The sequence below is a fragment of the Pseudomonas sp. N2-3-1-14 genome, from assembly GCF_041228395.1.
Classification (GTDB): Bacteria; Pseudomonadota; Gammaproteobacteria; order Pseudomonadales; family Pseudomonadaceae; genus Aquipseudomonas.
On sequence record NZ_CP166199.1, the window covers coordinates 5,837,461 to 5,863,977 of the forward strand.

Below are 26,517 nucleotides of genomic sequence, written 5' to 3' on the forward strand. Positions count from 1 at the left end.
CGCATGTGGACATTCACTACCATGCTGACTGAACATAAAATCCCACTAGGCCAGTACATCGCTGCCTTCGTCGAATGGTTGACCCAACACGGTGCCAACTACTTCGACGCAATCGCATCGACCCTGGAAACGATGATCCACGGCGTGACGTTTGCGCTGACCTGGTTCAATCCGCTGGCATTGATCGGTCTGATTGCGCTACTCGCTCACTTCATTCAACGCAAATGGGGCCTGACGGTGTTTGTCATCGCCTCCTTCTTGCTGATCCTGAACCTGGGGTACTGGCAGGAAACCATGGAAACCCTCGCGCAGGTGCTGTTCGCCACCCTGGTCTGCGTGGTCATCGGCGTGCCGCTGGGCATTGTTGCCGCGCACAAACCGATGTTCTACACCCTGATGCGGCCGGTGCTCGATCTGATGCAGACCGTGCCGACCTTCGTCTATCTCATCCCTACCCTGACCCTCTTCGGGCTGGGTGTGGTGCCCGGGCTGATTTCCACGGTGGTGTTCGCAATTGCCGCGCCGATCCGCCTGACCTACCTGGGCATCCGTGATGTGCCGCAAGAATTGATGGACGCCGGCAAGGCCTTTGGCTGCTCGCGCCGTCAGTTGCTCTCACGCATTGAACTGCCCCACGCCATGCCGAGCATTGCCGCCGGCATTACCCAATGCATCATGCTGTCGTTGTCGATGGTGGTAATTGCGGCCCTGGTGGGCGCTGACGGCCTCGGCAAGCCGGTGGTCAACGCACTCAACACCGCCGACATCGCCCTGGGCTTTGAAGCCGGCCTGGCTATCGTGTTGCTGGCCATCATGCTCGACCGCATCTGCAAACAACCCGACGCCAAAGTAGGGGGTGATGCATGAGCATTATCCGATTCGACAATGTCGATGTGATCTTCTCCAAAGACCCGCGCGAAGCCCTCAAGCTGCTCGACCAGGGCATGCACCGCAACGAAATCCTGAAAAAGACCGGGCAGATTGTCGGCGTTGAAAAAGCCAGCCTGGACATCGAGAAAGGCGAGATCTGCGTGCTGATGGGCCTGTCCGGTTCCGGCAAGTCGAGCTTGCTGCGCTGCATCAACGGCCTCAACACCGTCAGCCGTGGCCAACTGTTTGTGGAGCATGAAGGTCGCCAGATCGACATCGCTTCATGCACGCCGGCCGAGCTGAAAATGATGCGCACCAAGCGCATCGCCATGGTGTTCCAGAAATTCGCATTGATGCCGTGGCTGACGGTGCGTGAAAACATCAGCTTCGGCCTTGAGATGCAGGGCCGTCCGGAGAAAGAACGCCGCGCGCTGGTGGATGAAAAGCTCGAACTGGTGGGCCTGGCCCAATGGCGCAACAAGAAGCCCGACGAGTTGTCCGGCGGCATGCAGCAGCGCGTCGGCCTGGCCCGCGCGTTGGCGATGGACGCCGATATCCTGCTGATGGACGAACCCTTCTCCGCCCTCGACCCGCTGATCCGCCAGGGCCTGCAGGATGAACTGCTGGAGCTGCAACGCAAGCTGAGCAAGACCATTGTGTTTGTGAGCCACGACCTGGATGAGGCGCTCAAATTGGGTAGCCGCATCGCGATCATGAAAGACGGCAAGATCATCCAGTACAGCGTGCCGGAAGAGATCGTGCTGAACCCGGCGGACGACTACGTGCGTACCTTCGTCGCCCACACCAACCCGCTGAACGTGCTGTGCGGCCGCAGCCTGATGCGCACGCTGGACAACTGCACGCGGGTCAACGGCTCGGTGTGCCTCGATCCGGGCGGCGATTCCTGGCTGGACCTGGCCGAAGGCAACACGATCCAGGGCGCCCGCCAGAATGGCGCGGTGATGAACCTGCAGAACTGGGCACCGGGTCAAGCCGTGGAAGGGTTGGGCCGGGTACCGACGCTGGTGGATTCCAATATCGGCATGCGCGATGCATTGCAGATTCGTTATCACACCGGCAACAAGCTGGTGCTGCATAACAACAACCAGGTGGTGGGGATTTTGGGAGACAGCGAGCTTTACCATGCCCTGCTAGGCAAGAACCTGGGCTGACAAACACTGCACATCTCAATGTAGAAACTGGGTCAATGTGGGAGGGGGCTTGCCCCCGATTGCGGTGTATCAGTAACAGAAGTACTGACTGACACATTGCTATCGGGGGCAAGCCCCCTCCCACATTTAGTTCTGTTTACATATTTGGACTCAGTGGTGTCGGTGAGGACACCACCCGTCTTCAACTATCAGCTATAGACACGGCCAAGGAGCTGCCGATGGCTTTCAAACTGATCGAGCACGTCCCGGGTGATCTGTTCCTGGGCAAAGCCCATCAGGTCGTACTCTTGAGGTCCGTTGTGCAGGTAGACCTCGGCCCGGTAGTAACGCGTGCGCTCTTCTTCGGGCAAGTCGCTCGGTGCCGACGAATAAGCATCCAGGCTCACCTCATAGACAAACGGGTTGCCCTCTTCCATCTCGATGCGCACACCGATGCAACGCTTGGATTTGCCCAACAAGGTCTGCACTTCCAGCCCTTGCTCACGCAACGCGGTCGCCGCCTCTTCCAACGCCGGCGTGACATGCTTGTCCATAAAGCGCTGCACGGTGGCTTGGCTCGGTTGCAGGTCCAGCGCGGTCAGACGCTCGCTGAAACCACGACGCCCACGCTCAGCCAATTGCGCCTGCTCCTGTTCGATGGCCACGTCCTGGCGCATGGCCTTGTGCAAACCGAACATGAACAGAATCAGCACCACCGAAAACGGCAGCCCCGCCAGCACCACCATGGTTTGCATGGCTTCGAAGTTGCCGGCAAACAGCAGGCCGATGGTCACCAGGGTGATCACGACCGACCAGAAGATCCGCAGCCAGTGCGGCGCATCTTCGTCCACATTGCCGCCTTTGCACGACAGGTTGGCCATCATCACCGCGCCGGAATCCGCCGGGGTCAGGAACAACACAAAGCCCACGAAGATCGACACGCCGATCACAATTTTCGACGCCGGGTAATGCTCCAGCAATTGGTAGATGGCCATCGACGGTTGTTCCAGCGCCGTCTTGCCCAACTCCACGGCACCGTGGTTGAGCACCAGGTCCAGCGCCGAGTTACCGAAGATCGACAACCACGCCAAGGTAAAGCCCAGCGGGATCAGCAGCACGCCGGCCACCAGTTCACGCACGGTGCGGCCACGGGAAATACGCGCGATGAACATGCCCACGAATGGCGCCCAGGAAATCCACCAGGCCCAGTAGAACAGCGTCCACAGGCCCATCCAGCGCTCGGTCTTGTCGGCGTCGCCTTCGTACACATACAGGTCGAAAGTTTTCAGCACGATACCGTTGAGGTAGTCACCGGTGTTCTGCACCAAGCCATTGAGCAGGTGCAGGGTCGGGCCGAACAGCAGCACAAAGATCAGCAAGCCGCTGAACAGCACGATGTTGAGGTTGGACAGGCGGCGAATGCCGTTCTCCACACCCGACACGGCGGCGATGGTCGCCACGGTGCTCATCACGACGATCACGATCAACAGGTTGGTGTTGCTGTGCGCCATGCCGAACAGGTTTTCAAGCCCCGACGACACCTGCATCGCGCCAATCCCCAGGTTGGTCACCAGGCCCAGCAGGGTCACGAACATGCCGAAGCCGTCCACCGCGTGGCCGGCCGCGCCCTTCACCCAACGCTCGCCCACCAGCGGGTACAACGCCGAACGCAAGGCCAGCGGCTGGTTATGGCGATACGCGAAGTACGCCACGGCCAGGCCGACCAAGGCATAGATCGCCCAGCCGTGCAGGCCCCAGTGCAGGAACGTCAGTTGCAGCGCCTGGCGTGCCGCGCTATTGCTGGCAGCCGCGCCTTCGGGCGGGTTGAAGTAGTGGTCCAACGGCTCCGAGGCACCGAAGTACAACAGCGAGATGCCGATGCCCGACGAGAACAGCATGCCGGCCCAGGCGCCGTAGCTGAAGTCCGGGGTGTCGTCCTTGCTGCCCAGTTTCAACTTGCCGTAGGACGAAAACGCCAGGCCGACCACAAACACCAGGTAGGCAGCGATGACCACCATGTAGTACCAGCCGAAGCTTTTCGACAGCCACGCCTGTGCTACGCCGAGCATGCGCCCGGCCTCCTGCGGGGCGATGATCAGAATGGCGGTCAACAACAGAATGAGCGCGGTGGAGGTGTAGAACACCCAACCGTTGACCCGGACCTTTTCCGGCGGGGTCTTTATAAGAGAGGCAGAACTCATGGCGCAGATGCTCCGGGCAGTGCGAGAGAGAAACACAAGGCAACGGTTATCCCGGGACATCGATTTTTCGGCAGTCGACGGACGGGTGTTATAAAGACACCCCGAAAATTCTTGAGCCGCGCCGAAGCAGTGGCCAGGCCCTGATACGGCCTGTTTCAAGGGTTTTTGCAGGTGTCAGAGGCAGTGGCTCACAGGTAGGAAATATCTGCAGGTCGCGACCATTTGTCGCAGATCTTATTCTTTGTTGATTGAACGTTCAATCAAAACAAAATAGACTGGCCTTCAAGCCGACGGACGTTTATCGCCCAACGGCAGGCCTAAGGAGAGGTGCTACATGCCCAAGGTCGGTATGCAACCCATACGCCGCCAGCAGTTGATCGAAGCCACCTTGACGGCCATCGATCAGGTCGGAATGGGAGATGCCAGCATTGCGCTGATCGCCCGTTTGGCCGGCGTCTCGAACGGCATCATCAGTCACTACTTTCAGGACAAGAACGGCCTGATCGCCGCGACGATGCGGTACTTGATGAATGTGCTGATCGAGAATGTCCACGAACGCAGGCAAGCGCTGAAGGACGACAGCCCACGGGCGCACCTTCGGGTGATCATCGAGGGCAACTTCGATGCCAGCCAGGTCAACGGACCGGCAATGAAAACCTGGCTGGCCTTCTGGGCCACCAGCATGCATCACCCGTCATTGCACAGGTTGCAGCGGATCAACGATCAACGTCTGTATTCCAACCTGTGCTGCCAGTTCCGCCGAGTGCTGCCGCTGCCTCACGCACGCAAAGCAGCCAGAGGCCTGGCGGCCCTGATCGACGGTTTGTGGTTGCGCGGCGCCCTGTCGGGAGACGCTTTCGACACGGAGCAGGCGCAACGGATCGCTTACGAATACATGGATTTCCAATTGGCCAAGCAGGTGAGTTAGAGCACACATAACCGCTCAACCCCTGAACGTCTGCCGCTCAGTGTTGCCAGAAACCCCATGGCTCACCGGCGGCGGGTAACGCCAACCACTTATGCACTTGCGAGGACTTTATGGCCCGTTTCGAACTGCAAAAACTCTACATTGACGGCGGCTACAGCGACGCTGGCAGCGATGCCACCTTCGAAGCCATCAACCCGGCTAACGGTGAAGTTCTCGCCCAAGTGCAACGTGCTACCAAGGAAGACGTTGAACGTGCCGTGGTCAGCGCCGAAAAAGGCCAGAAAATCTGGGCCGCGATGACCGCCATGGAGCGTTCGCGCATCCTGCGTCGTGCCGTCGACATCCTGCGCGAGCGCAACGATGAGCTGGCCGCGCTGGAAACCCTGGACACCGGTAAAGCCTTCTCCGAAACCCAATACGTCGACATCGTCACCGGCGCCGACGTGCTGGAATACTACGCAGGCCTGGTGCCGGCCATCGAAGGCGAGCAGATCCCACTGCGCGACACGTCGTTCGTCTACACCCGCCGCGAACCGCTGGGCGTGGTCGCCGGTATCGGCGCGTGGAACTACCCGATCCAGATCGCCCTGTGGAAATCCGCACCGGCCCTGGCGGCGGGTAACGCGATGATCTTCAAGCCAAGCGAAGTCACCTCGCTGACCACCCTGAAACTGGCCGAGATCTACACCGAAGCTGGCGTGCCGGCTGGCGTGTTCAACGTCCTGACCGGCAGCGGCCGTGAAGTCGGCACCTGGCTGACCGAGCACCCGCGCATCGAGAAAGTCTCGTTCACCGGCGGCACCGACACCGGCAAGAAAGTCATGGCCAGCGCTTCGAGCTCCTCGCTCAAAGAAGTCACCATGGAACTGGGCGGCAAGTCGCCGCTGATCGTGTTCGAAGACGCCGACCTGGATCGCGCGGCCGACATCGCGATGATGGCCAACTTCTACAGCTCCGGCCAGGTCTGCACCAACGGCACTCGCGTGTTCGTGCCTAAGCACCTGCAGGCGGCCTTCGAAGCCAAGATTGTTGAGCGTGTTGCGCGCATCCGCATTGGCGACCCGCAAGACGAGAACACCAACTTCGGCCCGCTGGTCAGCTTCGCCCACATGGAAAGCGTGCTCGGCTACATCGCCAAAGGTAAGGAAGAAGGCGCCCGCGTCCTGTGCGGCGGCGACCGTCTGACCGATGGCAACTTCGCCAAAGGCGCCTACGTGGCCCCGACCGTGTTCACCGACTGCACCGACGAGATGACCATCGTCCGTGAAGAAATCTTCGGCCCTGTGATGAGCATCCTCACTTACGAGACCGAAGAAGAAGTGATCCGCCGTGCCAACGACACCGACTTCGGCCTGGCTGCTGGCCTTGTGACCAAAGACCTGAACCGCGCTCACCGCGTGATTCATCAGCTGGAAGCGGGTATCTGCTGGATCAACGCCTGGGGCGAATCCGACGCCAAGATGCCGGTCGGTGGTTACAAGCAATCCGGTGTGGGCCGTGAGAACGGCATCAGCTCGCTGAACAACTTCACCCGCATCAAATCGGTACAGGTTGAGCTGGGCGACTACGCCTCGGTGTTCTAAATCCCGAGCTTTGTGTTGCCTTTGAGGCCGCCATCGGGGCAAGCCCCCGATGAGGCCCGACCTGACCACACTTCAAAGAGGGTGCATCCAATGTCCCAAGAATACGATTACATCATTGTGGGTGCCGGCTCCGCCGGTAACACCCTGGCGACCCGTCTGACCGAAGACGAAGGCGTCACCGTCCTGCTGCTGGAAGCCGGCGGCCCGGATTACCGTTTTGACTTCCGTACCCAAATGCCGGCCGCGCTGGCGTTCCCGCTGCAAGGCCGTCGCTACAACTGGGCCTACGAAACCGATCCAGAGCCGCACATGGACGGTCGCCGGATGGAATGCGGTCGCGGCAAGGGCCTGGGCGGCTCCTCGCTGATCAACGGCATGTGCTACATCCGTGGCAACGCGATGGACTACGACAACTGGTCGAAGCTGCCAGGTCTGGAAAACTGGACTTACCTCGACTGCCTGCCGTATTTCCGTAAAGCCGAAACCCGCGACATCGGTCCGAACGACTACCACGGTGGCGAAGGCCCGGTCAGCGTGACCACGCCCAAAGCCGGCAACAACCCGCTGTTCCACGCCATGGTTGAAGCCGGCGTGCAGGCCGGCTACCCGCGCACCGACGACTTGAACGGCTACCAGCAAGAAGGCTTCGGCCCGATGGACCGTACTGTCACGCCTAAAGGCCGTCGCGCCAGCACCGCACGCGGTTACCTGGACACGGCTAAAAAGCGTTCGACCCTGACCATCGTCACCCACGCCCTCACCGACAAAGTGTTGTTTGAAGGCAAGCGTGCCGTTGGCGTGCGTTACCTGATCGGCGCTGCCGAAGAGCGCGTTGAAGCCCGTGCGCGCAAAGAAGTATTGGTGTGCAGCGGCGCAATCGCTTCGCCGCAACTGCTGCAACGCTCCGGTGTGGGCCCGGCCAAACTGCTCGAAAGCCTCGACATCCCGGTGGTTCACGACCTGCCAGGCGTTGGCGAAAACCTGCAGGACCACCTTGAGCTGTACCTGCAATACGCCTGCACCCAACCGGTGTCGCTGTACCCGTCGCTGCTCTGGTACAACCAGCCTGCGATTGGTGCCGAGTGGCTGTTCAACGGCACAGGCATCGGCGCCAGCAACCAGTTCGAAGCCGGCGGTTTTATCCGTTCGCGTCCGGAATTCGAATGGCCGAACATCCAGTACCACTTCCTGCCGGTCGCGATTAATTACAACGGCAGCAACGGCGTGAAAGAGCACGGGTTCCAGGCACACATGGGTTCCATGCGTTCGCCAAGCCGTGGCCGCGTGCAATTGAAGTCGAAGAACCCACGGGACTACCCGAGCATCCTCTTCAACTACATGGCCACTGAGCAGGACTGGCAGGAATTCCGTGACGGCATCCGCCTGACCCGTGAAATCATGCAGCAGCCGGCGCTGGACCCCTACCGTGGCCGCGAAATCAGCCCGGGTATTGAAGTGCAAACCGATGAGCAACTCGACAAGTTCATCCGCGAGCACGCCGAAACTGCGTTCCACCCGTCCTGCTCGTGCAAGATGGGCACCGACGAGATGGCTGTAGTGGATGGCGAAGGCCGTGTGCATGGCATGCAGGGTCTGCGCGTTGTGGATGCGTCGATCATGCCGATCATCACCACCGGCAACCTGAACGCGCCGACGATCATGATCGCCGAGAAAATCGCCGACAAGATCCGTGGCCGCCAACCGCTGCCGCGCAGCACCGCCGACTACTACGTAGCAGGCGATGCGCCGGTGCGTGGCAAGCCGATGCGTGAAGTCGGCCCTACCGCGCAGTAACTGATACACCGCGGCGCTCCTATCGGGGGCAAGCCCCCTCCCACACTTGATCGGGTGCACAGGGTCAAAATGTGGGAGGGGGCTTGCCCCCGATAGGGCCCGACCAGACGCTGCAAAACCTCTTTCCTTGATCAGCTCCCAGCCCAGGCCTACTCTGTTGCCTGCCCGCGATGAGCCGCCCACAAGGAAGGCCCCATGTTCGATTACCACGCCACTCTCAAAAAGCACTTCAGTGCCCTGCGCACCCGCGCCGAATTTTTCTCGCTGCGTTACGTCCGCGAATCCGGCCAATACCTGTCGGTCCGCAAGAACGTCGCCGAGCCGCCACACCTGAACCACGACGAGGGCGCCATGCTCACCGTGCGTCTCAACGGCGTGGAAGCCTACGCCGCCACCAACGACATCTCGCTTGCCGGCCTGCAAGCCGCCCTTGAGCGCGCTGAACAGCAAGCCCGGCGGATCTTGCCCCACGCCCTGCTCTACCTGCAAACGCAGCCGGTCTCCAGTGACGTCGCCGACTACCTGTCACCGGACCTCGACCAGCCCTTCCCGTCCTTGAGCGACTGCTACCAATTGTTGGGCGATGAGTCTGCCAGCGTGCCCAAGGACGAGCGCCTGGTCAGCTGGGAAGTCAGCCTGGGCACCACCCGCGTGGAGCAGATCTACCTCAACAGCGCCGGTGCCGAACTGCGCCAGGCTCAGCGTTTCGTCTACCCGGGCCTGAGCGTCACCGCGTTTGACGGCAACGACAGCCAGACCCGCACCCTGGGCGGCACCAACTTCGGCCAGCAAGGCAGTGCGAACGTGATTCGCCGCTTCGGCCTGGCCGGCGCCGCCCGCCAGGTGGCCGACGAAGCCCTGCAACTGCTGCTCGCGCCCAACACACCCAACGGCCCGCGCGACCTGCTGCTGATGCCCGACCAGATGATCCTGCAGATCCACGAGTCCATCGGCCACCCGCTGGAGCTGGACCGCATCCTGGGTGATGAGCGCAATTACGCCGGCACCAGCTTTGTGAAGGCCAGCGATTTTGGCCACCTGCAATACGGCTCGCCCCTGCTCAACGTGACCTTCGACCCGGACATCCCCGAGCAGCTCGCCAGCTACAGCCATGACGACGACGGCACCCGCGCCACCAAGCAGTTCCTGATCCGCGACGGTTTGCTGCTCAAGCCACTGGGCGGCGCGCTGTCGCAATTTCGCTCGGGGCTCGGCGGGGTCGCCAACAGCCGCGCGTGCAGCTGGAACCGCGCGCCGATCGACCGCATGGCCAACTTGAACATCGAGGCCGGCGACAAAACCCAGGCCGAGCTGATCAGCGGCATCGAGCACGGCATTCTGATGAGCACCAACCGCTCATGGTCCATTGATGATGCGCGCAATAAATTCCAGTTCGGCTGCGAGTGGGGCCAACTGATCGAAAACGGCGAGCTTAAAGGCGTGGTGAAGAACCCCAACTACCGTGCAATTTCCGCGCAGTTCTGGCGCAAGCTCAGCGCCGTCGGCGACGCCAGCACGTTCAAGGTGTTGGGCACGCCGAACTGCGGCAAAGGCGAGCCCAACCAGGTGATTCGCGTGGGTCACGCGTCACCGGCGTGTGTGTTCAGTGATGTCGACGTATTTGGGGGAGATGCCTGATGAACAACTTCAAGGCATTGGTGGATTGGCTCAAGCAGGCCATCACCGAAAAGGAACAATTTCACCTCGGCTACGCAGACGAATCATCCGAGTTCGTACGCTTCAACCACGCCCAGGTGCGCCAGGCCGGCCAGGTGCAACAGGCAAGCCTCAACCTCAAGCTGATCAACGACGGCCGCCACGCCGACCTCGGCATTACCTTGGCCGGTGAGCCGGAACTGGACCGTCAGCGCCTCGCCGATGGCCTGCAACAGTTGCGCGAAACCTTGCCTTTGCTGCCACAGGACCCGTACCTGCTGCTGAACCACAATGCCTGGCAAAGCCATAACGAGCAGCTACGACCGCTGCCGGAACTGGCCCAAGTGCTGGAAGACATCAGCCAGGCCGCAGAAGGCGTGGACCTGGTCGGCTTTTACGCTGCTGGCCCGATCACCCGAGGGTTCGCCAGTTCGGACGGCGCGTTTGGCTGGCATCAGGCCAACAGCTTCAACTTCGATTTCAGCCTGTTCCACGCCAACGGCGAAGCGGTCAAAGCCAGCTACGCCGGGCACACCTGGGACAGCGCCGAATTCAGCGCACGCTTGCAGCAGGCGCGCGAGCAACTAGAGTTTCTTGGCCGCCCACTGCACAAGCTCGCCCCCGGGCAGTACCGCGCCTACCTCGCCCCCGCGGCGCTGGAAGAAATCATCAGCATCATCACCTGGGGCGGGTTTTCCGCTCAGGCCATCGCCAGCAAAGCCAGCTCGTTGCAAAAGCTGTATGCCGGTGAGCAGTCGTTGAGCCCATTGGTCAAAGTCGATGAGCAGATCAGCGGCTCGCTGAGCCAGGCGTTCTCCACCGAAGGCTACCCGCGCGGGGACGTGACGCTGATTAACGCGGGCAAGGCCGAGGGCCAGTTGATCAACTCGCGCAGCGCCGCCGAATACGGCCTGAGCACCAACGGCGCCAGCAGCGACGAGTCGCCCAGCGCCTTGCAGATGGCGGCGGGCGGCCTCGCCCAGGCCGATATCCTCAAGCAGTTGGGCACCGGGCTGTACATCAGCAACCTGTGGTACCTGAACTACTCGGATTTGCCGGCCGCCCGCCTGACCGGCATGACGCGCTTTGCCACGTTCTGGGTGGAAGACGGCGAGATCAAGGCGCCGGTCAGCACCATGCGCTTTGATGACAGCGTCTACAGTTTGCTCGGCTCGCAGCTCGAGGCGCTGACCGCTGAGCGTGAGTTGCTGTTGTCGGCCAGTACGTATAGCCAGCGCAATACCGCGTCCAACTTGTTGCCAGGCGCCTTGGTCAAACGCCTGACTCTCACCTTATAAGCACTGCGACTCCCCTGTGGGAGCTGGCTTGCCTGCGATAGCATCACTGCGGTGTCACTGATACACCGAGGTGACTGCATCGCAGGCAAGCCAGCTCCCACACTGTTCTGTGCTCGTTCCTTACACCCTCGTTTAGCTCCTTCCTACCGAAAAATCCCATCTCATACTTCTCCCCGTGCGGCATGTTGTCGCCCGTAAAAAACCTCGTTATAACGGTTAGTGGCACCCCGCCACCAACCCCACGTGTGCGCACGTGATGCATGACCTTGCCTGGATTGGGCAAGCTGGAGCGTTGACATGGACCATGGAAGTTTTGTCATAGAAGGGCTGTTCAAACACTACAACGTTCACGTTGAGCAGCTCGGTAACGATTCGGAAAAGAAAACCGTCCTGATGGTCAATGGGGCACTGTCCACCACCCGCTCCTTCGCCCGCACCAGCAAGTGCCTGGCGGAACACTTCAATGTGCTGCTGTTCGATCTGCCGTTCTCAGGCCTTTCGCGCGAGCACAACAGCAACCTTGACCTGGTCACCAAGGACGACGAAGTCCAAATCCTGCGTGCCCTGGTAGAACGCTTCCAGGTCAGCCACCTGGTGTCGGCCTCCTGGGGCGGCATCTCTACGCTGATGACCCTGGCGCACAACCCGCCCTCTATCGAAAGCTCGGTGGTGATGGCCCTGGCGCCCAACCTCAACCAGGCCATGCTCGACTACGTGGAGCGCGTGCGCGTGCTGATCGAAGCGGATGACAAGTCTGCCGTTGGCCACCTGCTCAACGAGACCGTTGGCAAGTACCTGTCACCGCGCCTCAAGCGCAATAACCACCGGCACCTGTCGAACATGGCCACCACCGAGTACCGCCAGGCGCGCTTTCATATCCACCAGGTGCTGGGCCTGGGCGATGGCAATTACCTGCCGGCGCTCACGCAGATCGAAACCCCGGTGCATTTCATCAACGGCGCGCTGGATGAGTACACCCCGGCCGCGGAGGCCCAACTGTTCAAAAAATACGTGGGCCGCAGCACCTTCGCCGTCGCCGAACACACCGGCCACTTGCTCGACCTTGAATCCCGCGAGGCTGCGCTGGCGGTGCACCGGGCGCTGCTGGATTTCCTCGTCGGAGCGCACGCGACATTGTCAGATTTAGACGAACCGCCAGTGGGAAAAGGAGCGACGGATGGCGCATAATCGCCGACACATAGCCTGCTAACAAAAAGGTAGCTCATGCCCAATCGCGCCCCTCTCGACGCCAAGACCGCCCGCTGGCTCCCCTGGGTGGTGGCGATTGCCTTCTTCATGCAGTCGCTGGATGGGACGATTCTCAACACAGCACTGCCGGCCATGGCCCGGGACCTCGCGGAAAACCCGCTGCGCATGCAAGGCGTGGTGATTGCTTACATGCTCACCGTCGCCTTGCTGATTCCGGCCTCGGGTTGGGTGGCCGACCGCTTCGGCACCAAGAAAATCTTCTTTGGCGCGATCATGCTGTTTAGCATTGGCTCGCTGCTGTGCGCCCTGTCCAGCAGCTTGACCATGCTGGTAGGCGCGCGGGTCATCCAGGGCTTGGGCGGCGCGCTGATGCTGCCGGTGGGGCGGTTGGTGGTCTTACGCGCTTATCCGCGCTCCGAACTGGTGCGGATCATGGGCTTCATTACCATTCCCGGCCTGCTCGGCCCGTTGCTCGGCCCGACCATGGGCGGCTGGATGGTGCAATACCTGACCTGGCACTGGATCTTCCTGATCAACCTGCCGGTGGGCATGATCGGTTGCTACGCCGTGTGGAAACTGATCCCCGACCTGCGCGGCAGCGAGCGCACGCGTTTCGACAGCGTGGGGTTCGTGCTGTTTGGCGCGGCGATGGTGCTGATCACCATCGCCATGGAAGGCCTGGGCGAATTGCACTTGCCGCATTTGCGCGTGATGTTGCTGCTGTTTGGCGGGCTGGCATGCCTGGCAGCGTACTGGCTGCGCGCCGGGCATATCGACAACCCGCTGTTCTCGCCGGTGCTGTTCAAGACGCGCACCTTTGCCGTGGGCATTCTCGGCAACCTGTTTGCGCGGCTCGGCAGCGGCGCGCTGCCGTTCCTGGTACCGCTGCTGTTGCAGGTGGCGCTGGGTTATTCGCCCTCGGAAGCCGGGATGAGCATGTTGCCGCTGGCGGCGGCGGCGATGTTTGCCAAGTCCATCGCCCGACCGTTGATCGAGCGCCTGGGGTACCGCATTGTGCTGACCGGCAACACCCTGGCGCTGGGCATCATGCTGGCGAGCATGGGCCTGGTCAGCGAGCAGACGCCCTATCCGCTTCTACTGGGAATGCTGGCGGTGCTGGGTGCGATCAACTCCTTGCAGTTCACCGCGATGAACACCGTCACCCTGATCGACCTCGATGACGCCCAGGCCAGCAGCGGCAACAGTTTGCTCTCGGTGGTGGCGCAACTGTCCCTGAGCCTTGGGGTAGCGTGCGCCGGTGCGCTGCTCGGCGGTTTTACTGCCGAAGCGGGCAACGACGGGGTGGAAAGCGTGCTCGGCGCGTTCCAGCTGACCTTTCTCACCGTGGGCATCATGGCGATGCTGGCGGCGGCGATCTTCCTGCAACTGTCGCCAAAAGACGGCAAACGCGTGGTCAGCCCCGAGCACGACATTGAGCATTAGCAGCAGCGGCACGCTTCAAGCTGGAAGCCTCAAGCCTGCGGCTTGTAGCGCGTAACTTGCCGCTGCCCGCCTCCCCTCGTCTAGAACTTGCGAAGAAATCCGTAGCGGGCTGTTACACTGCGCGACATTTTGTTTTGCAGAGCCAGTCCCGTGACTACCATCGCCACCGCTTTTAATACTTTGCCGCTCTCCGCCGCCATGCTGGCTAACCTCGACTCGCTGGGTTATGTCGAGATGACGCAGATCCAGGCGCAAAGCTTGCCGGTGATCCTCAAGGGGCTGGACCTGATTGCCCAGGCCAAGACCGGCAGCGGCAAAACTGCCGCCTTCGGCATTGGCCTGTTGAACCCGATCAACCCGCGCTACTTCGGCTGCCAGGCGCTGGTGATGTGCCCGACGCGTGAGCTGGCCGACCAGGTCGCCAAGGAAATCCGTCGCCTGGCGCGTGCCGAAGACAACATCAAGGTGCTGACCCTGTGCGGCGGCGTGTCCCTCGGCCCGCAGATTGCCTCGCTGGAACACGGCGCCCACGTCATCGTCGGCACCCCGGGCCGTATCCAGCAGCACCTGCGCAAGGGTTCGCTGGTGCTGGACGGTTTGAACACGCTGATCCTCGACGAAGCTGACCGCATGCTCGACATGGGCTTCTACGACGCCATCGAAGACATCATCAGCAAGACCCCGCCACGCCGCCAGACCCTGCTGTTCTCGGCCACCTACCCGGTGAGCATCAAGCAACTGGCCTCCAAGTTCATGCGTGCGCCGCAGCAAGTGAAGGCTGAAGCGTTCCACTCCGACGACCAGATCGAGCAGCGTTTCTACGAGATCTCGCCGGAAGAGCGCATGGACGCCGTGACCAAGGTGCTCGCGCATTTCCGCCCGGCCTCGTGCGTGGCGTTCTGCTTTACCAAGCAGCAAGTGCAGGAAACCGTGGATCACCTGACGGCCAAGGGCATCTCCGCCGTCGGCCTGCATGGCGACCTGGAACAGCGCGACCGTGACCAGGTACTGGCGATGTTCGCCAACCGCAGCACCTCGGTGCTGGTCGCCACCGACGTGGCCGCGCGTGGCCTGGACATTGACTCGCTGGACATGGTGATCAACGTCGAACTGGCCCGCGACTCGGAAATCCACATTCACCGTGTAGGCCGTACCGGCCGCGCTGGCGAAACCGGCATCGCCATCAGCCTGGTGGCGCCGTCCGAAGCGCACCGCGCCCAGGCCATCGAGCAACTGCAGAAGTCGCCGCTGAACTGGGACCAGCTGGACAACCTCAAGCCACAAAGCGGCGGCCCGTTGCTGCCGCAGATGAGCACCCTGTGCATCGCCGCCGGCCGTAAAGACAAGGTTCGCCCGGGCGACATCCTCGGTGCATTGACCGGTGACGCCGGCATCCCCGGTGCCCAGGTCGGCAAGATCGCGATCTTCGACTTCCAGGCCTTTGTGGCCGTGGAACGCGGGATCGCCAAGCAGGCGCTGCAGCGTTTGAATGACGGCAAGATCAAAGGCCGTTCGTTGCGCGTGCGCATCCTGTAACAGCACCGCGTAGCCACTGTGGGAACCGAATCAATGTGGGAGCTGGCTTGCCTGCGATAGCATCACTTCGGTGTAACTGATATACCGAGGTGCCTGCATCGCGGGCAAGCCCGGCTCCCACAGAAGCCAGCTCCCACATTTGATTGCATTTCAGATCAATTTTTTTGTGAGGACATTGCTGTGCGCTCGACCGAAGTTGTGATCATTGGCGCCGGCGCCGCAGGCTTGATGTGCGCGCTGACGGCCGCCGGGCGTGGGCGCAAGGTGATGTTGATCGACCACGCGAACAAGGCCGGCAAAAAGATCCTGATGTCCGGCGGTGGCCGCTGCAATTTCACCAACATGTACACCGAGCCGGCCAACTTCCTCTCGCACAACGCGCACTTCTGCAAGTCTGCGCTGGCCCGCTACACCCAGTGGGACTTCATCGGTCTGGTGGCCAAGCATGGCGTGCCGTACCACGAGAAAAAGCTCGGCCAGTTGTTCTGCGATAACAAGTCCAGCGACATCCTCGGCATGCTGCTCGATGAATGCATTCAAGCCGGCGTGAGCATGCACCTGGACACGTCGGTTCAGGAGATTGCCAAGCTTGAAGCCGGTTATCAGTTGCAAACCACTCTGGGTGAGCTGCGCTGCGAATCCCTGGTGATCGCCACGGGCGGCCTGTCGATTCCGACCCTGGGCGCTACCGGGTTCGGATATCAGGTAGCCAAACAGTTCGGCCACGAACTGCTGCCGACCCGCGCAGGGTTGGTGCCGTTTACCATTACCGACCAGCTCAAGAACTTGTGCGGCGAGCTATCCGGCACCTCGGTGGACTGCCTGGTCAGCTGCAACGACCAGAGTTTTCGCGAGAACATTCTGTTTACTCACCGCGGCCTGAGCGGGCCGGCGATCCTGCAGATTTCCTCGTACTGGGAAACCGGCGACACGGTGCAAATCAACCTGCTGCCCGACCACGACGCCCACGCCTGGCTGCAACAGCAACAGGTCGAGCGCCCCAACAGCGAGTTGAAAACCCTGCTGGGTGAGATCTTCACCAAGAAGATGGCCAACCTGTTGGCCGACACCTGGTTTGCATCCAAACCGATGAAGCAGTACACCCACGCCGAAATCGCCGACATCGCGCAAAAGCTGTCGAGCTGGCAACTGGTGCCGGCGGGCACTGAAGGCTATCGCACGGCCGAGGTAACGCTGGGTGGCGTTGACACGCGGGAAGTGTCGTCCAAGACCATGGAATCGCTGAAAAGCCCGGGGCTGTACTTCATCGGCGAGGTGCTGGATGTGACCGGTCACCTGGGCGGGTTCAACTTCCAGTGGGCCTGGGCGTCGGGTTATGCCGCTGCGCAATATGCCTGACGCCGCTTAAACCTTGAAATGCAAAAACCTGTGGGAGCTGGCTTGCCTGCGATAGCGGTGGTGAATCCAACATCGCTATCGCAGGCAAGCCAGCTCCCACATGTGTCTTGTGGTGTGCCTGGAAGTTATTTTGCGCATCGATGTGATCGCTACGCTTGCCGTGGCGTCCTTGATAGCTCAATTTAGCGGCATCGTCCCGGAAGACTCCAGACTTCATGTCATCGACCTCGTTCAAGCAGTCCATGCGGCGCCTGTGGGCGCTGGATAAATTCAGCTACAGCGTACGGGTGTTCATCGCCCTCACCGGCAGCATGGCGCTGTGCTGGTATCAGGACGAAATGACGCTGCTGATCCCGCTGTTCCTGGGGATTATCGCCAGCGCCCTGGCCGAGACCGATGACAGTTGGCAAGGCCGCCTCAACGCTCTGGCGGTGACGCTGGTGTGCTTCAGCATCGCCGCGCTGTCGGTGGAACTGCTGTTCCCTTACCCGTGGATGTTCGCGATCGCCCTGGCCCTGGCCAGTTTCTGCCTGACCATGCTGGGTGCGCTGGGCGAACGCTATGGCGCGATTGCTTCGGCGACGCTGATTCTGTCGGTGTACACCATGATTGGTGTGGACCAGCGCGGTGGCGCCGTCTCTGATTTCTGGCATGAACCGCTGCTGCTGGTGGCCGGTGCAGCCTGGTATGGCGTGCTCTCGGTGCTGTGGCAGGTGCTGTTTTCCAACCAGCCGGTGCAGCAAAGCCTGGCGCGGCTGTTTCGCGAGTTGGGGCGTTATCTCAAGCTCAAATCGTCGCTGTTCGAACCGATCCGCCAGTTGGACGTGGAAGCGCGCCGCCTGGAACTCGCCCAGCAAAACGGGCGCGTTGTGGCAGCGCTGAATGCGGCGAAGGAAATCATCCTGCACCGCGTGGGCAATGGTCGGCCCGGCTCGAAGGTCAGCCGCTACTTGAAGCTGTACTTCCTCGCCCAGGACATCCACGAACGCGCCAGCTCCTCGCATTACCCGTACAACGCCCTGGCTGACGCCTTTTTCCACAGCGACGTGCTGTTCCGCTGTCAGCGCCTGCTGCGCCAGCAAGGCAAGGCCTGCCAGACCCTGGGCGAGTCGATCCAGCTGCGCCAGCCGTTCATTTATGACGACAGCTTCGCCGAAGCGCTGGGCGACCTGAATGCCTCGCTGGAACACCTGCGCATCCAGAGCAACCCGGCCTGGCGCGGCCTGCTGCGCTCGTTGCGCGCCCTGGCGGCCAACCTGTCGACCCTCGACCGCCTGCTCGGCGACGCCAGCAACCCCGACGCCCTCGCGGACGCCACCGACAGCAACCTGCTGGACCGCGCGCCACGCAACCTCAAGGAAATGTGGACGCGCCTGCGCACGCAACTGACGCCGACCTCGCTGCTGTTCCGCCATGCCTTGCGCCTGGCCCTGGCGCTGACCATTGGCTACGGCACCCTGCATGCGATTCACGCCTCCCAGGGTTATTGGATCATCCTCACCACCCTGTTCGTGTGCCAGCCCAACTACGGCGCCACCCGGCGCAAACTCGGCCAACGGATCATCGGCACGGCCATCGGCCTGACCGTGGCCTGGGCACTGTTCGATCTGTTCCCAAGCCCGCTGGTGCAATCGCTGTTCGCCATCGCCGCCGGCCTGGTGTTCTTTATCAACCGAACCACCCGCTACACCCTGGCCACGGCGGCAATCACCTTGATGGTGTTGTTCTGCTTCAACCAAGTGGGTGATGGCTACGGGCTGTTCCTGCCACGGCTGTTCGATACGCTGATTGGCAGCCTGATCGCGGGCCTGGCGGTATTCCTGTTCCTGCCGGACTGGCAGGGCCGGCGCCTGAACAAGGTGCTGGCCAACACCCTGACCTGCAACAGCATCTACCTGCGCCAGATCATGCAGCAATACGCCGCCGGCAAGAGCGACGACCTGGCCTACCGCCTGGCCCGGCGCAACGCGCACAACGCCGATGCGGCGCTGTCCACCACGCTGGCGAACATGCTGATGGAGCCTGGGCACTTTCGCAAAGAAGCTGACGTAGGCTTCCGCTTTTTGGTGCTGTCGCACACCCTGCTCAGCTACCTGTCGGGGCTGGGCGCACACCGCGAAACCCAACTGCCGGCCGAAGTGCGTGAGCACTTGATCGACGGCGCCGGCAACAGCCTGGCAGCGAGCATCGACGAGATCGCCACGGGGCTGGCCAACAAGCAGCCGATCGCAATTCAAAGCGACGCCGAAGAAGCCCTGGCAGCGGACCTGGAGCAGATGCCGGATGAAATCGATGAGGGGCAGCGGTTGGTGCAGACGCAGTTGGCGTTGATCTGCCGGCAGCTGGGGCCGCTGCGCACGCTGGCGGCGCACCTGATCAAGGACACCCGCGCGGCTTAATGGCAGCGGTGCTTCCTGTGGCGGGTGGGCTTCCTGTGGCGAGCGGGCTTGCCCCGCGTTGGGGCGCGAAGCGGCCCCAGAAAAGACCGCCACGGTGCATCAGGTAAATCAAGGTGTCAGGTATTGGGGCTGCTACGCAGCCCAACGCGGGGCAAGCCCGCTCGCCACAGGAAGCCGCCTTACCACAGGCAGACCGCTTGCCACGAGAAGCCTGCTTGGCACAATAAAGCATTCACCCCGTTCACATCCCATGCGCCTTCATCAGCCGTGCATAACTGCCATCAACCTTCATCTTGGCAATCTCCCGGTCGAAACCGGCAACAATCTGTGCATGCTCGGGGTTCTTCAGGCTGACCAGAATATGCAGGCTGTTTTCGCTCAACGCCTGGGGTAAAAACTCCACCGCATTGCGCACCCGTGGCGACTCGCGCGCCAGGTAATAGCGGGCGACATATTCGTCTTCCAGCGTCAGCCTCACGCGTTGCGCCGCGAGCATGCGCACGGCCATGGCGAAGTTATGCACCGGCACTTTCTGCAACTGCGCATCCTGGTCGAACGCCCCCGAATAGGCATACCCGCGCACCACGGCGATGGGCTCACCGTGCAGCTGTTCAAGGTTCTGATACTCAATGGGGTCGTCCCGGCGCTTGATAAACCGCACGCGGTTGAGCAGGTACTCAGCGGAAAACTGCCCCAGTTGCGTGCGCGCCTCGTCGTACCAGGCATTGATCAACACGTCATAGCGGCCATCACCCACGCCCATCAACGCACGCGCCCAAGGTACCTGCTCAAAGTCACTGGCGTAGCCGGCGCGCGCCAGGGCCGTGCTGACAATGTCGGTGGCCAACCCACCGTTGATCAATGTCGAATCAGTAAACGGTGGCCAGGCATCCGCCACCAAACGCAGACGTTGTGCGACCGCTGGCGTGGTCAGCAACAACACTCCTATCAAAGCAACGGCACGAGAAAATCGCGGCATGCTTAAAGTCCTTGGCGGGCAGGCAGTGGCTTGATAACAGTAGCTCATCAATGAGGCTGCATTGCAGATTACACAAAGAACCGGGCCGCGCGCGCACGGAATGATGGCAAATTGACGCCATTCACAAAAATGCTGAATTTAGACAGTTCTGACCGTCACGCTTACTATCGGCTCCAGCCATTAACAAGAGAACACACCATGACGGTTAGTTGGGTCTGCAAACACCAGGAAGACTTGGGCAAGGACCAGCTCTACGCCCTTTTGCGCCTGCGCAGCGAGGTCTTTGTCGTTGAACAGCAGTGCGTGTATCCGGACCTCGACGGGCAGGACCTTTCGGGTGATACCCACCACCTGATGGCCTGGAAAGATGATGAGCTGGTGGCCTACCTGCGGCTGCTGGACCCGGAAACCCAGGGCGGTGATGTGGTGATTGGCCGAGTGATCGTCGCGCCAGTGGCACGCGGCACCGGGCTGGGCCATCAAATGATGGAAGAAGCCCTCAAGCGCATTGACGACATCTGGCCTGAAACGCCGATCTTTCTGTCAGCCCAGGCGCATTTGCAGGGGTATTACGGGCGGTACGGGTTTGTGGCTGAGGGTGAGGAATACCTGGAGGACGATATTCCGCACATTGGTATGCGGCGTCAGTGAGGGCGCCATCGCAGACAAGCCAGCTCCCACCTTTGGCAGCGTTCACAACTCAACAGGTGGGAGCTGGCTTGCCTGCGATGAGGCCAGACCAACCACCAGCCGGTGTCAGGGATAACCCAACACCTGCTTGATCGCCCCCAGATTCGCCTCGATCCACTTGCGGTCAATCGCCCCCCAGCTACGAATCCGATAGCGCCCGGCATGATTGCGCGCGCCGTCTTCCTGCTCGAACTCGCACAGGATATCCAGGTCGGCCAATGCCGCAATCGTGTCCTGCGCCGTGCGCCGCGGCATGCCGGTGGCGTCGGTCAACGCCGGGACGCTGCTGGCCAGCCCGCTGTCGATCAGGTACGCCACGTACAGGCGGCGATAGAAACTGCTTTTGGTCTTGCCCACGTCCATGCTTGGTCGCCTGGTGAGGTTAGGGCTTGCCCTGCAAGTCGCGATACGTGAGGTACACCCGCAGGTCGAATTCCACCTGATGGTAGCCGGGCATCATGTATTCGCAGAGTTTGTAGAACGCCTTGTTGTGGTCCGATTCCTTGAAGTGCGCCAGCTCGTGCACCACGATCATGCGCAGAAATTCCGGCGCCGCCTCTTTGAACAACGCCGCGATGCGAATCTCTTTCTTGGATTTGAGATTGCCGCCCTGCACCCGTGAAATCGTGGTGTGCAGGCCCAAGGCGCGGTGGGTCAGGTCCAGGCGGTTGTCGAACAGCACTTTGTCGATGGCCGGCGCGTTACGCAGGTGTTCCTGCTTCAAGGCCAGGGCATAGCTGTACAACGCCTTGTCACTTTGCACCGCATGGCGCTCGGGGTAGCGTTGCTCCAGGTAGGCGCCCAACTGATCCTTGGCGATCATCTGGCGCACTTGCTCCTGGAGCGCTGCGGGGTAAGCCTGGAGGTATTTCAGCGCGGTCATGGGGTCTGCAACAGGGTTCGAATGGGCGCCAGTGTAGCGAATTCAAAGCAGACGGGGGTGAGACCAATCGGCCACTTCGTCAGCAATCAGGGGCTGAGCCGCCCATGCTCCTTGGACGAACGAGCAACCATTGGCCTTCAGCCATTGCGCCTGCTCGAGTGTTTCCACGCCTTCGGCGATCACCAACACATCAAAATGCCCGCACAACTGGATGATGCTGCGGGCCATCGCGGCGTCCCGCACCGAACCCGGCAGACGCGCCACCAATTGCGGGTCAAGCTTCAACGTGTCGAACTCCAGGTCACGCAGATGGGCCAGGGAACACTGGCCCAAACCAAAGTCATCCAGGGCGATACGCACGCCGATCCGCCGCAGCAACCTGAGCTGCTTGTTGGTTTCATCAAGGTTGCTCATCAGGCTGTCTTCATTGATTTCCACCTCCAGCTGCCGCGCCTGCAACCCATGTCGCTCGAGTACCTGCTGCAGCTGGCCGGCCAGGTTGGGCATGTTGAACTGACTGCTGCTCAGGCTCACGCTCAGCACCAGTTCTTCATCGAAGCTGGTTTGCCAGGCCTGACGTTGGGCGGCGACCTGCTGGTAGATCCAGGCGCTCAACTGGCTGATCAGCCGCGCCTCTTCGAGCAACGGCAAAAACAAGCCCGGCGGCACATCGCCGACGCTCGGGTGCTGCCAGCGCAACAGCGCTTCGACGCCACGCAATCGCCCGTCTTCCAGCGAGACCTGGGGCTGGTACACCAAGGTGAAATCCTTGTTTTGAATCGCGGTACGCACGCTGTCTTCAAGCATCAGACGCGAGCGGGCGCGGCCGTTCATTTCCTGATCGTAATAGCGATATTGCTGACGCCCCGCACGCTTGGCTTCGTACATGGCGATGTCGGCCGCGCGCAGCAGGCCATTGAGGTCAGAGCCGCAGTCCGGGAAAGTCGCAATGCCAATGCTGACGCCGAGCATCACATCCAAACCGTCGACCTGCTGACACACCGACACGCGTTCGATCAGTTTTTCCGAAATCTTCGCCGCCTGTTCCGGGAATTCCAGCTCCACCAATGCGGTGAACTCATCCCCGCCCATGCGCCCAAGAATGTCGTAGGAACGCAGACACGCCTGCATTTGCTCGGAAACCCAGCGCAGCACCCGGTCTCCCGCGTCGTGGCCCAACGAATCGTTGACCCGCTTGAAGCCGTCGAGGTCCAGGTAGAGCAGCACCAGCGACTGCTCGTTTCGCTCACTGCGCAGCAACGTGTTTTCCACTGCCTGGTGAAAGCCGCGTCGGTTCAGCAGGCCGGTCAACGGGTCGGTCACTGCCTGGAACTCCAGTTGCTGGTGCAGATGGCGCACCTCGGACATGTCCAGCACCGTCACGACCATAGCCTTCTGCTCGGCGGGTAACGGCGCGCAGGACAATGCCACCGGCACCTGCTGGCCGCGACTGGTGCGTAAAATGGCGTCGTGCTGGCGCCATGTCTCACCTTTGCGATACGCCTCGTACATAGGGAACCCCAGCCAGGCCGGTACATGGGGCTTTTGCAGGAAGCTCAAAAAGCTTTCGCCCTGCAACTCGGCCATCGTCGCATTCAGCAGCCGCGAAATGGCCGGGTTGGCGTACTCGATCACACTGCCCTCGCCCACCACCAGGATGCCCTCGGCGGCGTTGTCGAGCACCGAGGCGTTAAAGGCGCGCGCGGATTCCAGGTCATGGCTCAGGCGCTGCAAGGCACGGCGGTTGCGCTGGTGTTCCAGCAACGCCTGCACCTTGGGCTTGAGAATGTGTGGGTCGAAAGGTTTGAACAGGTAATCAATGGCGCCGCTGGCATAGCCTTCCAATACGGAGGCAGGCGACTGGGCATGGGCGGTCAGGAAGATAATCGGCGTCATGCGTGTGCGTTGGCTGCCACGCATCAGGCGCGCAACCTCAAAGCCGTCCATGCCGGGCATGCGCACATCCAGCAAGACCAGGTCGACTTCGTGTGCGAGCAGTAACTCCAACGCTTCCAGCCCGGAAGCGGCGGTCATCACGTGCCAATCTTCACGCTGCAAAAGCGCACGCATGCTGATGAGGTTTTCCGGGTAGTCATCAACCACCAGAAGAACCGAACTGCCGTCGCCGGGGTGTGGAGCGCAATCCATGCTACGTCTCTTCCTTGAAGGGCTGTACCGGTCACTTCTGATATAAAAACCGGACAAACACTGAGGCCTCACTCTAGCCCCGGTTCTAAAAAAGCAGAAGTGACCCGGGTGCCATCATTGCGCCAAAGCTCAGGAAGCCGACTAACGGTCAAGCGCTACAGCCCGCGCCCCATGGGAAACATGGCTTTTTGGCATTCCTCTGACGCCAATAAATTGCCAGCAATTGTTTAACAACCGGACGATCACCGCCTATAAAGAACCTGAATGGCCCCCGGGCCAAAGCCTCACCTCTGTAAAAAGGCCAACACCATGATCGACCTTTCCACCTGGAACCTGAGCATTCCGGTCGGCTCGCCGCCCACGACCATCGACACCCCGAAACTGCTTAGCGGCTTCAAGGACCAATATTTCCAGGCCGAAGGCAGCGACGTGCAATTCTGGACACCCGTGACCGGCACGCGCACAGAAAACGCCGTCTACCCGCGCAGCGAATTGCGCGAAACTTACGCCGACGGGCGTCTGCGCAACTGGACGTATACCGACGCCGACAACTTTCTGCGTGCCACGCTGGCCGTCAACCAGGTGCCCTCCAGCGGCAAGGTGGTCATCGGTCAGATCCACGCCTATGACAGCCAGAAACCCCTGATCAAGCTCGAATATCAATTCAAGGAAAAGACCCAGACCGGCAACATTGTCGCCAAAGTGCGCATGCGCCCGGACGAGGATGACGGCCGCGTGATTATCGTGGCCTCCAATGTGCCGCTGGAGAAGAGTTTCACCTACGTGATCAACCTCAATAAAGCCGGGCTGTTGACCGTCGAGGCCGCTGACGGCCAGTGGAATGAGCGCATTGGTGCCGCGTGGGGCGCCAAACCGCTGTATTTCAAGGCCGGCGCGTATGTGCAGGACAACAGTGGCAACAGCAAGGAAGGCGCACGGGTGACGTTTGCAAAGCTGGATATTGATCACGAATGAGCGCCGCCTGATTTCAAGCAGGCCGGCACTACGACTCCACGGATAATTCGCGCTTGAACCCGCCGCTGATCCCCGTGGGAGCCGGGCTTGCCCGCGATGGCGGACTGTCAGCCAACCCATTCGGCCACTGACACGCCCCATCGCGAGCAAGCAGCTCTGGCGGCGAATCAGCTCGGCGCAACGCACAAGGGTCAAATCCCGGCCACAAAAAAGCCCGCATCGCTGCGGGCTTTTGTTTAAACGCGTGGGGCTCAGTTCACCTTGGCGTTCAACTCACCTTTCAGGTAACGCTGGTACATCGCTTCCAGAGAGATCGGCTTGATCTTCGAAGCATTACCGGCCGTACCGAACGCTTCGTAACGAGCGATACACACGTCACGCATCGCGGTCACGGTGGCGCCGAAGAATTTACGTGGGTCAAATTCGCTCGGGTTGGTGGCCATCAGGCGACGCATTGCGCCGGTGGACGCCAGGCGCAGGTCGGTGTCGATGTTGACCTTGCGCACGCCGTACTTGATGCCTTCGACGATTTCTTCAACCGGCACGCCGTAGGTTTCTTTGATGTCGCCACCGTACTGGTTGATGATCGCCAGCCACTCTTGCGGCACCGAGGAAGAACCGTGCATCACCAGGTGGGTGTTCGGGATGCGTTTGTGGATTTCCTTGATGCGGTCGATGGCCAGCACGTCGCCGGTAGGTGGCTTGGTGAACTTGTAAGCGCCGTGGCTGGTGCCGATGGCGATGGCCAGGGCGTCAACTTGGGTCTTTTTCACGAAGTCAGCGGCTTCTTCCGGATCGGTCAGCATCTGGCTGTGATCCAGCACGCCTTCGGCGCCGATGCCGTCTTCTTCGCCGGCCATGCCGGTTTCCAACGAACCCAGGCAGCCCAACTCGCCTTCAACCGAAACGCCGCAGGCGTGAGCCATGGCCACGGTTTGTTGGGTCACGCGTACGTTGTACTCGTAGTCGGTTGGGGTCTTGCCATCTTCGCCGAGGGAGCCGTCCATCATCACCGAGCTGAAGCCCAGTTGGATGGAGCGCTGGCACACGTCAGGGCTGGTGCCGTGGTCCTGGTGCATGCACACCGGGATGTGCGGGAATTCTTCGATGGCGGCCAGGATCAGGTGACGCAGGAAGGGGGCACCGGCGTATTTGCGGGCACCGGCCGAAGCCTGAACGATCACTGGGGAGTCGGTCTTGTCAGCGGCTTCCATGATGGCGCGCATCTGCTCAAGGTTGTTGACGTTAAAGGCTGGGACGCCGTAGCCGAACTCGGCTGCGTGGTCCAGCATTTGACGCATGCTGATAAGTGCCATTGTGTTGTCTCTCCCGATCGTGGGTCGTTAATCGTGCAAGCCTGCCGTAGCGGCGGCTGCTATTCAAGTTATTGCAGATCAAGGGGTTAAGGCTTGGCC

General features: G+C 61.2%; 20 protein-coding genes. 14 read left to right on the forward strand and 6 right to left on the reverse strand.

What is annotated here, in order from left to right:
• The first annotated feature begins 21 nt into the window (after nt 1-21).
• On the forward strand, nt 22-867 hold the full coding sequence (gene choW / locus AB5I78_RS27090) for a choline ABC transporter permease subunit (RefSeq protein ID WP_076017809.1): 846 nt from the start codon (nt 22-24) through the stop codon (nt 865-867).
• On the forward strand, nt 864-2,042 hold the full coding sequence (gene choV, locus AB5I78_RS27095) for a choline ABC transporter ATP-binding protein (protein ID WP_106575606.1): 1,179 nt from the start codon (nt 864-866) through the stop codon (nt 2,040-2,042). Before choW ends, choV begins: the two co-directional genes overlap by 4 nt.
• Before the next feature lie 188 nt (nt 2,043-2,230).
• Here the strand turns inward: choV and AB5I78_RS27100 are convergent, their stop codons facing one another.
• Complete coding sequence (locus tag AB5I78_RS27100) at nt 2,231-4,165, reverse strand: BCCT family transporter (RefSeq protein WP_369302018.1); 1,935 nt, start codon at nt 4,163-4,165, stop codon at nt 2,231-2,233.
• Between the two features lie 391 nt (nt 4,166-4,556).
• On the opposite strand from AB5I78_RS27100, the gene betI reads away from it, so the two are divergent.
• The 10 genes from betI (at nt 4,557) to yccS (ending at nt 19,427) form a co-directional block, all read left to right on the forward strand.
• Complete coding sequence (gene betI / locus AB5I78_RS27105; RefSeq protein ID WP_145157581.1) at nt 4,557-5,150, forward strand: transcriptional regulator BetI; 594 nt, start codon at nt 4,557-4,559, stop codon at nt 5,148-5,150.
• 110 nt (nt 5,151-5,260) lie between these two features.
• Nucleotides 5,261-6,733: a betaine-aldehyde dehydrogenase gene (gene betB, locus AB5I78_RS27110; protein ID WP_106575609.1), complete on the forward strand. Its 1,473-nt coding sequence runs from the start codon at nt 5,261-5,263 to the stop codon at nt 6,731-6,733.
• A 90-nt stretch (nt 6,734-6,823) separates the two neighbouring features.
• The gene (gene betA / locus AB5I78_RS27115) at nt 6,824-8,527 is read left to right on the forward strand and encodes a choline dehydrogenase (RefSeq protein WP_369301990.1); all 1,704 of its coding nucleotides are present in this window, start codon (nt 6,824-6,826) and stop codon (nt 8,525-8,527) included.
• Between the two features lie 195 nt (nt 8,528-8,722).
• Entirely contained in the window at nt 8,723-10,165 is a 1,443-nt protein-coding gene (locus AB5I78_RS27120) for a TldD/PmbA family protein (RefSeq protein WP_369301989.1), read from the forward strand.
• Complete coding sequence (locus AB5I78_RS27125; RefSeq protein WP_369301988.1) at nt 10,165-11,481, forward strand: TldD/PmbA family protein; 1,317 nt, start codon at nt 10,165-10,167, stop codon at nt 11,479-11,481. Before AB5I78_RS27120 ends, AB5I78_RS27125 begins: the two co-directional genes overlap by 1 nt.
• A gap of 297 nt (nt 11,482-11,778) precedes the next feature.
• Nucleotides 11,779-12,669 carry an alpha/beta fold hydrolase gene (locus AB5I78_RS27130; protein WP_369301987.1) on the forward strand — a complete coding sequence of 297 codons (891 nt, stop codon included), beginning with the start codon at nt 11,779-11,781 and terminating at the stop codon, nt 12,667-12,669.
• A 36-nt stretch (nt 12,670-12,705) separates the two neighbouring features.
• On the forward strand, nt 12,706-14,133 hold the full coding sequence (gene mdtD / locus AB5I78_RS27135) for a multidrug transporter subunit MdtD (RefSeq protein WP_369301986.1): 1,428 nt from the start codon (nt 12,706-12,708) through the stop codon (nt 14,131-14,133).
• A 198-nt stretch (nt 14,134-14,331) separates the two neighbouring features.
• Nucleotides 14,332-15,669, forward strand: a complete 1,338-nt coding sequence (gene dbpA, locus AB5I78_RS27140; protein ID WP_232626477.1) for an ATP-dependent RNA helicase DbpA — start codon at nt 14,332-14,334, stop codon at nt 15,667-15,669.
• A 180-nt stretch (nt 15,670-15,849) separates the two neighbouring features.
• The gene (locus AB5I78_RS27145; protein WP_369301985.1) at nt 15,850-17,028 is read left to right on the forward strand and encodes an NAD(P)/FAD-dependent oxidoreductase; all 1,179 of its coding nucleotides are present in this window, start codon (nt 15,850-15,852) and stop codon (nt 17,026-17,028) included.
• Nucleotides 17,029-17,243: 215 nt separating this feature from the next.
• A complete protein-coding gene (yccS, locus tag AB5I78_RS27150; RefSeq protein WP_145157603.1) occupies nt 17,244-19,427 on the forward strand; it encodes a YccS family putative transporter in 2,184 nt (727 codons plus the stop codon).
• Nucleotides 19,428-19,668: 241 nt separating this feature from the next.
• Here the strand turns inward: yccS and AB5I78_RS27155 are convergent, their stop codons facing one another.
• Nucleotides 19,669-20,406, reverse strand: a complete 738-nt coding sequence (locus tag AB5I78_RS27155) for a substrate-binding periplasmic protein (RefSeq protein WP_369301984.1) — start codon at nt 20,404-20,406, stop codon at nt 19,669-19,671.
• 198 nt (nt 20,407-20,604) lie between these two features.
• Between AB5I78_RS27155 and AB5I78_RS27160 the strand changes: the two genes are divergently transcribed.
• Nucleotides 20,605-21,057, forward strand: a complete 453-nt coding sequence (locus AB5I78_RS27160) for a GNAT family N-acetyltransferase (RefSeq protein ID WP_369301983.1) — start codon at nt 20,605-20,607, stop codon at nt 21,055-21,057.
• 105 nt (nt 21,058-21,162) lie between these two features.
• Here the strand turns inward: AB5I78_RS27160 and AB5I78_RS27165 are convergent, their stop codons facing one another.
• Genes AB5I78_RS27165 through AB5I78_RS27175 form a run of 3 tightly spaced genes read right to left on the reverse strand, consistent with a single transcriptional unit; the run spans nt 21,163 to nt 24,127 of the window.
• Nucleotides 21,163-21,459 carry a helix-turn-helix domain-containing protein gene (locus AB5I78_RS27165; protein ID WP_369301982.1) on the reverse strand — a complete coding sequence of 99 codons (297 nt, stop codon included), beginning with the start codon at nt 21,457-21,459 and terminating at the stop codon, nt 21,163-21,165.
• Between the two features lie 19 nt (nt 21,460-21,478).
• Nucleotides 21,479-21,979, reverse strand: a complete 501-nt coding sequence (locus AB5I78_RS27170) for a M48 family metallopeptidase (RefSeq protein WP_094949103.1) — start codon at nt 21,977-21,979, stop codon at nt 21,479-21,481.
• A 42-nt stretch (nt 21,980-22,021) separates the two neighbouring features.
• Nucleotides 22,022-24,127 (reverse strand): putative bifunctional diguanylate cyclase/phosphodiesterase, encoded by a 2,106-nt coding sequence (locus AB5I78_RS27175; RefSeq protein WP_369301981.1) that lies wholly within the window; start codon nt 24,125-24,127, stop codon nt 22,022-22,024.
• A gap of 309 nt (nt 24,128-24,436) precedes the next feature.
• Between AB5I78_RS27175 and AB5I78_RS27180 the strand changes: the two genes are divergently transcribed.
• A complete protein-coding gene (locus tag AB5I78_RS27180; protein ID WP_369301980.1) occupies nt 24,437-25,102 on the forward strand; it encodes a polysaccharide lyase family 7 protein in 666 nt (221 codons plus the stop codon).
• Between the two features lie 251 nt (nt 25,103-25,353).
• On the opposite strand, the gene fba is transcribed toward AB5I78_RS27180, so the two are convergent.
• Entirely contained in the window at nt 25,354-26,418 is a 1,065-nt protein-coding gene (fba, locus tag AB5I78_RS27185; protein WP_003177554.1) for a class II fructose-bisphosphate aldolase, read from the reverse strand.
• Nucleotides 26,419-26,517: the final 99 nt, after the last annotated feature.

Excerpts from the sequence above, each read along its gene's own strand:
- choW (WP_076017809.1), top strand. The coding sequence starts at position 22 with ATGCTGACTGAACATAAAATCCCACTAGGCCAGTACATCGCTGCCTTC.
- choV (WP_106575606.1), top strand. The coding sequence starts at position 864 with ATGAGCATTATCCGATTCGACAATGTCGATGTGATCTTCTCCAAAGAC.
- betI (WP_145157581.1), top strand. The coding sequence starts at position 4,557 with ATGCCCAAGGTCGGTATGCAACCCATACGCCGCCAGCAGTTGATCGAA.
- betB (WP_106575609.1), top strand. The coding sequence starts at position 5,261 with ATGGCCCGTTTCGAACTGCAAAAACTCTACATTGACGGCGGCTACAGC.
- betA (WP_369301990.1), top strand. The coding sequence starts at position 6,824 with ATGTCCCAAGAATACGATTACATCATTGTGGGTGCCGGCTCCGCCGGT.
- AB5I78_RS27120 (WP_369301989.1), top strand. The coding sequence starts at position 8,723 with ATGTTCGATTACCACGCCACTCTCAAAAAGCACTTCAGTGCCCTGCGC.
- AB5I78_RS27125 (WP_369301988.1), top strand. The coding sequence starts at position 10,165 with ATGAACAACTTCAAGGCATTGGTGGATTGGCTCAAGCAGGCCATCACC.
- AB5I78_RS27130 (WP_369301987.1), top strand. The coding sequence starts at position 11,779 with ATGGACCATGGAAGTTTTGTCATAGAAGGGCTGTTCAAACACTACAAC.
- mdtD (WP_369301986.1), top strand. The coding sequence starts at position 12,706 with ATGCCCAATCGCGCCCCTCTCGACGCCAAGACCGCCCGCTGGCTCCCC.
- dbpA (WP_232626477.1), top strand. The coding sequence starts at position 14,332 with ATGCTGGCTAACCTCGACTCGCTGGGTTATGTCGAGATGACGCAGATC.
- yccS (WP_145157603.1), top strand. The coding sequence starts at position 17,244 with ATGTCATCGACCTCGTTCAAGCAGTCCATGCGGCGCCTGTGGGCGCTG.
- AB5I78_RS27155 (WP_369301984.1), bottom strand. The coding sequence starts at position 20,406 with ATGCCGCGATTTTCTCGTGCCGTTGCTTTGATAGGAGTGTTGTTGCTG.
- AB5I78_RS27160 (WP_369301983.1), top strand. The coding sequence starts at position 20,605 with ATGACGGTTAGTTGGGTCTGCAAACACCAGGAAGACTTGGGCAAGGAC.
- AB5I78_RS27165 (WP_369301982.1), bottom strand. The coding sequence starts at position 21,459 with ATGGACGTGGGCAAGACCAAAAGCAGTTTCTATCGCCGCCTGTACGTG.
- AB5I78_RS27170 (WP_094949103.1), bottom strand. The coding sequence starts at position 21,979 with ATGACCGCGCTGAAATACCTCCAGGCTTACCCCGCAGCGCTCCAGGAG.
- AB5I78_RS27175 (WP_369301981.1), bottom strand. The coding sequence starts at position 24,127 with ATGGATTGCGCTCCACACCCCGGCGACGGCAGTTCGGTTCTTCTGGTG.
- AB5I78_RS27180 (WP_369301980.1), top strand. The coding sequence starts at position 24,437 with ATGATCGACCTTTCCACCTGGAACCTGAGCATTCCGGTCGGCTCGCCG.
- fba (WP_003177554.1), bottom strand. The coding sequence starts at position 26,418 with ATGGCACTTATCAGCATGCGTCAAATGCTGGACCACGCAGCCGAGTTC.